This window comes from uncultured Caballeronia sp. (assembly GCF_964243625.1).
In the GTDB taxonomy this organism is placed as follows: Bacteria; Pseudomonadota; Gammaproteobacteria; order Burkholderiales; family Burkholderiaceae; genus Caballeronia.
On the sequence record NZ_CAXTGZ010000290.1, the window covers coordinates 1 to 7,316 of the forward strand.

At 60.3% G+C, this 7,316-nt stretch carries 7 protein-coding genes; 1 reads left to right on the forward strand and 6 read right to left on the reverse strand.

The annotated features are described in order from the left end of the window. From ACFFAR_RS19160 to motA, 6 genes are all read right to left on the reverse strand, one after another. The coding region (locus tag ACFFAR_RS19160; protein ID WP_174363714.1) for a methyl-accepting chemotaxis protein at window positions 1–1,474 on the reverse strand (1,474 nt) is incomplete at its 3' end. Between the two features lie 21 nt (window positions 1,475–1,495). Further along, on the reverse strand, window positions 1,496–2,026 hold the full coding sequence (cheW, locus tag ACFFAR_RS19165) for a chemotaxis protein CheW (RefSeq protein WP_174363715.1): 531 nt from the start codon (window positions 2,024–2,026) through the stop codon (window positions 1,496–1,498). A gap of 51 nt (window positions 2,027–2,077) precedes the next feature. Further along, window positions 2,078–4,306, reverse strand: coding sequence for a chemotaxis protein CheA (cheA, locus tag ACFFAR_RS19170; RefSeq protein WP_174363716.1), 2,229 nt, complete (start codon window positions 4,304–4,306; stop codon window positions 2,078–2,080). Window positions 4,307–4,410: 104 nt separating this feature from the next. Continuing rightward, entirely contained in the window at window positions 4,411–4,791 is a 381-nt protein-coding gene (locus tag ACFFAR_RS19175) for a response regulator (protein WP_061998273.1), read from the reverse strand. 48 nt (window positions 4,792–4,839) lie between these two features. Next, complete coding sequence (motB, locus tag ACFFAR_RS19180; RefSeq protein ID WP_174363717.1) at window positions 4,840–5,811, reverse strand: flagellar motor protein MotB; 972 nt, start codon at window positions 5,809–5,811, stop codon at window positions 4,840–4,842. A 37-nt stretch (window positions 5,812–5,848) separates the two neighbouring features. Further along, window positions 5,849–6,709, reverse strand: coding sequence for a flagellar motor stator protein MotA (gene motA / locus ACFFAR_RS19185; protein ID WP_061998271.1), 861 nt, complete (start codon window positions 6,707–6,709; stop codon window positions 5,849–5,851). A 158-nt stretch (window positions 6,710–6,867) separates the two neighbouring features. On the opposite strand from motA, the gene ACFFAR_RS19190 reads away from it, so the two are divergent. Next, a complete protein-coding gene (locus ACFFAR_RS19190; protein ID WP_174363718.1) occupies window positions 6,868–7,194 on the forward strand; it encodes a hypothetical protein in 327 nt (108 codons plus the stop codon). Window positions 7,195–7,316: the final 122 nt, after the last annotated feature.

Below are 7,316 nucleotides of genomic sequence, written 5' to 3' on the forward strand. Positions count from 1 at the left end.
CTTCAACCAGCGCGGCATTCTGCTGCGTCACTTCGTCCATCTGCCCGACCGCGCGGCTCACCTGTTCGATGCCCTGCGACTGTTCGTCGGACGCCGCGCTGATCTCGCCCATGATGTCCGTCACGCGACGCACCGCCTGGACGATCTCGTCCATGGTCGTGCCGGCACGCGCCACGAGTTGCGAGCCGCTTTCCACCTTCGCCGTCGAGTCGCCGATCAGCGACTTGATCTCTTTGGCCGCCGCCGCGCTGCGTTGCGCGAGGCTGCGGACTTCACCGGCCACGACCGCGAATCCACGCCCTTCCTCACCGGCGCGCGCCGCTTCGACCGCCGCGTTCAGCGCAAGGATGTTCGTCTGGAAAGCGATCCCCTCGATCACGCCGATGATGTCCACCACCTTGCTCGAACTCGATGAAATCGCGTTCATGGTGTCCACGACCTGCTCGACGACTTCACCGCCGCGCGATGCAATGTCAGACGCGTTCACGGCCAGTTGCGAGGCCTGCCGCGCGTTCTCGGCGTTCTGCTTGACCGTGCTGGTCAACTGTTCCATGCTCGACGCCGTTTCCTGCAACGACGCCGCCTGTTCCTCGGTACGTTGTGACAGGTCCGTATTGCCGCTTGCAATCTCACGCGCACCCACATCGATGGATTCCGCGCCGTGATGCACCGCCCCGACCATCGCGGTCAAATTCACGCGCATCCGTTCTATACCCGCAAACAGGCGGCCGATCTCGTTGGTTTTATCGGTGTGAGCGGAGCGCGTCAGGTCGCCGCGTGCGATGCGCTCGAAATGATCCACCGCGTCGTTGATCGGCTGCACGATCATGCCGCCCATTGCGAAACGGGTTGCAATCAACGTCAGCACCGCCAGCACCATCACGCCCGTGATCACCTGGATCAGCAACGTGATATTCGCCTGCGTATCCGCGCGCAAGGCATCGGCGTGTTTTTGCGTAAAGTCCACGACCGCGGACGACGCCGTGTCGAGCGAGACGAACATCGGGCTGATCTTCGTGTCGGCGATGGCGTGATACGCGGCCAAGTCGTTCGCGCGGATAGCGACAAACTCCGGATCCACGCCTTCGCGCATCAGCGTGTCGCGCTTGGCGACGACTTCATCGAGCATTGCTTGCGGCAAGGTCGGCTTCGGCGTGGCAAGGAACAGCTTCCAGTTCTCGTTGGATTTATCGAGCAAAAACTGGCCGCGATCGATCGCCTTCTTCGCTTCGTCGGTCTTGCCGGCTTCATCGAGTGAACGCACCCGGTCAAGCGTCACGCGAGCGCGCAGCAAGTACGACGACGCGTCGTTGAGCGCGCGCACCGAGACCATGTCGCTATCTGCCAGCATGGACAACGAATTGCCCGCCGAGCGCAAGCCGTTCAGGGACAGCGCAGCCACCACGGCGGCAAAGCCTACGAACAGCAAGCCCACGAGGGTCAGCGTGGTACGAATCGACCAGTTCTTAAGCATGTCTTTCTTCCAAACGTGGGATCAAGCCGCGACGGAGTCAATCAACTCCATCTCCTTGCTCGTCATCAATTTTTCGATGTCCATCAGGATCAGCATGCGGCCATCGACCGTGCCGAGTCCCGTCAGATACTCGGTCGTGAGCGTCGCGCCGAATTCCGGCGCCGGCATGACCTGATCAGCCTGAAGCGTGAGGACGTCGGACACGCCGTCGACCACCATGCCAACCACGCGATGCGCCACGTTCAGGATGATCACGACCGTCTGGTTGTCGTATTCGACACGGCCGAGATTGAACTTGATGCGCATATCGACGATCGGCACGATGATGCCGCGCAGGTTGATCACGCCCTTGATGAACGTCGGCGCATTCGCGATGCGCGTGACGTTGTCGTAGCCGCGAATTTCCTGCACTTTCAAAATGTCGATGCCGTACTCTTCCGCGCCCAGCGTAAAGACCAGGAATTCCTGTCCGGCCGCTTCGGCTGGCGTGGAAGCGCGTTGAACGTCGCGGCGCTGCGCCGCGGAAGTGATGGATTGAATGTCTGCTGCCATTTTTAGCTCCCGGAGTTCGGTTGTTTGGTTACTGCGTCAATGCGTTGATGCTTAATGTGTGAGCGACGCCACCGCGCCGTGCGCCGTGCGGTTTTCACGATTCAGCGCCGCCACGTCCACGATCAGCGCGACGCTGCCGTCGCCGAGAATGGTTGCAGCCGAGATGCCGTGCACCTTGCGGTAATTCGTTTCGAGGTTCTTAACCACCACTTGCTGCTGCCCGACGAGCTCATCGATCAACATGGCAAAACGCCGTCCCTCGGACTGGATGATCGTAATGATTCCCTGCGTGGGTTCGGTGCGTGCGTCGCTGACTTCGAACACCTGGTGCAGCGCGACCAGCGGCAAATATTCGCCACGCACGCGCACCACGCGCTCGCCGCCCGCGACGGTGTAGATATCGTCGGCAACGGGTTGCAGCGACTCCATCACGAAGTTCAGCGGCAGGATGAAAATTTCGCTGCCGACCTTCACCGACATGCCGTCGAGAATCGCCAGCGTCAGCGGCAAAACAATACGCGTGGTCGTACCCTTGCCCTCGCGCGACTGGATTTCCACGTGGCCGCCCATCGCCTGGATGTTGCGTTTCACCACGTCCATGCCAACGCCACGGCCGGAGATATCCGTGACTTGATCGGCAGTGGAAAAGCCGGGCATGAAGATGAGTTGCCAGACTTCGTCGTCGGACATCGACTCGCTGACCTGCATGCCTTGCTTCATCGCCTTGGCGAGGATCTTGTCGCGGCGCAGGCCCGCGCCGTCGTCGCTGACTTCGATCACGATGTTGCCGCCGTGATGCGCCGCCGACAGCACCAGTTGCCCCGCCGCGGCCTTGCCGGACGCGCGACGCGCTTCAACGGTTTCAATGCCGTGATCGAGCGAGTTGCGCACGAGGTGCGTCAACGGGTCGATGATGCGTTCAATCAGGCTCTTGTCGAGTTCCGTCGCCTGACCGAACGTGACGAGTTCGACTTCCTTGCCGAGCTTCGCGGCGAGATCGCGCACGAGACGCGGGAAACGGCTGAAGACGTAATCCATCGGCATCATGCGGATGGACATCACGGCTTCCTGCAAGTCGCGCGCATTGCGCTCGAGTTGCGCCATGCCGTTGAAGAGGCGGTCGTGCAGCGCGGGATCGAACGTGCTCGTGGTTTCGGCGAGCATGGCCTGCGTGATCACGAGTTCGCCGACAAGGTTGATCAACTGATCGACCTTTTCAACGCCCACGCGAATCGAACTGCCTTCTGCAGCAGCCGGCGCCGCTGCGGCGCGCGCCTTGGGAGCTTCGGCCGGAGCCGAAACCGGTGTGTTTGCGCGGGACTCGGCGGCAGCAGATGCAGCCGCCGCCGGTTCCGTCTTCTCTGCCTGGGGCGCTTTTTCTGCCACCTCTTTGATTTCTTCCACGGCTGCGACCGGCGTTTCATCCACCGATGCGCTCGACGCATTGCCGCGACCAATCGAAATCTGCGAATCATCGATCACGAAACAGCACACGGCAACGATGTCATCCGCCGATACATCCGAGTCCAGCCACAACGTCAGGTCACCGCCCGACTTCTTTTCCCCGACGACTGTCCCCAGGTTTCCAAGCTCCTCGGTCAACAGAGCCTGGTCCTTCTCCCCTACCCCACGTAACGTGATTTTCAGATGCGGGCCGGTGTCAGCACTTGAGTCGGTGGATTCCGGCGCGGACGGAAACTCCGTCCAGTCGCCCTCTTCTTCCACGGCTTCGTTTGCCTGCTCGACCACGTGCGCGGGCGGCTCGTTCGGACCCAGCGCCATCGCGACTTGCGCGAGGTCCTGGGCGATCGCGGCTTGGTCGGCGAAAGACGGCGCCGGCGCAGCAGCTTGCGGCGCATGGCCCGCGTCGTTACACGCGTCGTTACACGCGTCGTTATCCCGGAGAAACTCGAGCTTCGTGCAGATCGCCTTTGCGGCGGCCGCATCCGGTTCCGCGCTCGCACGGTAAGCACTCAACTGATCCGACAACACGTCCTTGGTTTCAAGGAAGGTATCGATCATGTCGCGGCGCAAGACCAGCTCGTTGTTACGCGCCCGGTCGAGCAGCGATTCGAGAATGTGCGTGGTCTCGGTCAGCGCCGAAAAACCGAACGTCGCCGCGCCGCCCTTGATGGAATGCGCCGCGCGGAAAATCGCGCCGAGGTCTTCGGGATCGGGGTTCGCCAGATCCAGCGCGAGCAGCAATTGCTCCATGTCTGCGAGCAGCTCGTCGGCTTCGTCGAAGAATGTTTGATAGAACTGCGTAATGTCGAGTGTCATGCCTGGGTCACCACCGGATGCCTTGTCTGTCGTCGCTATGCGCGTCGTAATTGCTTGTGCTTTGTCTCGTGCTGCGTGTTTCAGTGCTTGAGTGCTTCACTGCTTCAGTGCGACTGCTCGGCGTCCGACAACGTCGCGACCAGTTCGGTCAGCATGTCGGGATCGATCGGTTTTTCGATCCAGCCCGTCGCGCCCGCTTCGCGCGCCGCCGCCTTGAACTGGTCGCTGGATTCGGTCGTCAGCACGAGGATCGGCGTATTCGCATATGCGCGATGCCCGCGCAGCTTCACGATCAGATCGAGCCCGCTCATGGCCGGCATGTTCTGGTCGGTCACGATGAGGTCGAACTGTTCGGCGAGCGCCGCTTCGTAGCCTTCGGCGCCATCGGCGGCAACTTCCACGCGATACCCCGCCGCCACGAATGTCGCCGAGAGGACTTTGCGCATTGAAGCGGAATCGTCGATTGTCAGAATGTTCTTGATCATGGTTTTGTCGTACCCGGTCCGATGTTTTGAGGCTTTTCCTGAAGCTGGCTACTTGGCCGTCGCTTTGTTCGGCACGAGCGCGCCGAGTCCAGGCGTGGCGTTGCCAGCGTTAAGGGGATTGCTGGTAATCGTGGTCGCGGCGGTTTCGTCGCGTGTCATCGACTCTTCCGATTTGCGATTCAAAACGAGAATGCTGATGCGGCGGTTTTCCGGATCCAGGGCGTCCTGCTTGTTCAGGTTTTGCGTCGATGCCAACCCGATCACACGCAAGACCTTCGCTTCATCCATGCCGCCCGAAATCAATTCGCGGCGCGATGCGTTGGCACGATCCGCCGATAATTCCCAGTTGCTGTAGCCCTTCTCGCCGCCCGCGTATTGCGTGGCGTCGGTATGTCCCTGCACGACGATCCGGTTCGGCACGTCGTTGAGCGCCTTGCCGATTTCGCGCAGGATGTCGCGCATGTACGGCTGCACGGAATTGCTTGCGAGGGCGAACATCGGCCGCTTTTGTGTATCGACAATTTCAATGCGCAAACCTTGCTGCGTCGAATCGATGCGAATCTGCTGGCGGAACTGGCGCAACACCGGATTCGCATCTATCGCCGACATCAGCTTGACCTGCAGGTCGTGCAAGCGCGCCTGATCGCGGCGTTCGAGTTCGCCTTGCGCGTCTCTCAGCGTTTGTTCATCAATGCGATTCGAGCGCCGCGTGCCGTCGCTCATGCGTGTCGTGCCTTGCTCGGGGCTGGAGATATCGCGTCCGCCGCCGTTGAGAATGCTCGAGTCCATGCCTGAACTCTGCCCGCCCATGATGGCGTTCTTGAGCGGCATGTTGAAATACTCCGCAATGCCCTGGCGCTGCACTGGCGACACCGCGCTCAGCAGCCACATGAGCAGGAAGAACGCCATCATCGCGGTCATGAAGTCAGCGTACGCAAGCTTCCACGCGCCGCCGTGATGCGCTTTCTTGCTCGATACGATCCGTTTGATGAAGATCGGGCGATCGGTTTTGTTGGACATGGCAGATTCTCCGGGAGCGCGTTCTCGCGTGAAGGCGTTACTTGGCCTTCACGCGGCGCACGTGTTCTTCCAGTTCGGAGAACGACGGACGCTCGGTGGAGAAAAGCACCTTGCGGCCGAACTCGACCGCAATAGCCGGGGCATAACCGTTCAGGCTCGCGAGAATCGTGACCTTGATGCACTGGAACATCTTCGTCGACTCGGCCACGCGCTGCTCCGCAACGCTCGCCAGCGGCCCGATCAACCCGTACGACAACAAGATGCCGAGGAACGTCCCGACCAGCGCCTGCGCGATCATTTCGCCGAGAATCGCCGGCGGCTGATCGGCGGATGCCATGGTATGGACCACACCCATCACGGCCGCGACAATGCCGAACGCAGGCATCGCGTCGCCGACCTTGTGGAGCGCCTGCGCCGGGCCTTCGCCTTCGGCGTGATGCGTTTCGATTTCCTCGTCCATCAGGCTTTCGATCTCGAACGCGTTCATGTTGCCGCCGACCATCAGGCGCAAATAATCGGTCAGGAACTCGACGATATGGTGATCCGCGAGGATCTTCGGATACTGCGCAAAGATCGGGCTTTTAGCCGGATCGTCAATGTCGGATTCCAGCGTCAGCGTGCCTTCCTTGCGCGCCTTGGCGAGCAGCACGTAGAGAAGCGCCATCAGCTCCATGTACACATCCTTGTTGTACTTGGAGCCTTTGAAGAGTGTCGGGATCACGCGCAGCGTGGCCTTGATCGTCTTCATGCCGTTGCCGAGGATGAAAGCGCCGACACCCGCACCTGCAATCATCAGGATTTCAACGGGTTGGACCAGCGCGCCCAGATGCCCGCCTTCCAGCGCATAACCGCCGAAAACCGACAAAAGCGTCACTAGTGTTCCGATGAAAATCAGCACAATCGAATCCTCATGGTTGCAGCGGCGAAACCGCCGTTAAGTGGTTTACGGCACGAGGCTGGAAAACTTTGAAGGGAAATGGGCGGCGCGAAACCGGCTGCGTCTTTATTGGCGGGGCGATTACCGTGTAAGGTGATTCACGGGCAACGCAAAATCCCGTGAACAAATCGGGCAAACCTGCCGATTTGTCGTCCAACTTCTGCAAAACCCGCTTTCGATTTACCTATCAAGCGCATCTTTTCTTACAACGCGGGCGCATTGATTGTTTAACGGCACCGTCCGGCAATTACTTTGCAAAACCGCTTCGAATTGACCCGGGTTCGTGGCTGAAACCATACGAGACGGGCTGTGGTGCCTTTCGCACGCTTGGCACAGGCATTGCTCATTGTTGCGTCCTGGGCATCGCATCAAGTCCGACGCAGCTTGTCGATATTCATGCAATCGCCCGCCAGGCAAGGACCTCAGCCGTTGTTAGCAATTCGTAACCAGCGGTGTTTCGCCCTGTAACAAGGTTAAGCGTTTGCAAAATGACTCGGCGATAACCGCAGTCATCTTGATAATGGGTCGTAAGGGATAACCCGATTCACCCGGGTCCGATTTCCAACGG

Excerpts from the sequence above, each read along its gene's own strand:
- cheW (WP_174363715.1), bottom strand. The coding sequence starts at position 2,026 with ATGGCAGCAGACATTCAATCCATCACTTCCGCGGCGCAGCGCCGCGAC.
- cheA (WP_174363716.1), bottom strand. The coding sequence starts at position 4,306 with ATGACACTCGACATTACGCAGTTCTATCAAACATTCTTCGACGAAGCC.
- ACFFAR_RS19175 (WP_061998273.1), bottom strand. The coding sequence starts at position 4,791 with ATGATCAAGAACATTCTGACAATCGACGATTCCGCTTCAATGCGCAAA.
- motB (WP_174363717.1), bottom strand. The coding sequence starts at position 5,811 with ATGTCCAACAAAACCGATCGCCCGATCTTCATCAAACGGATCGTATCG.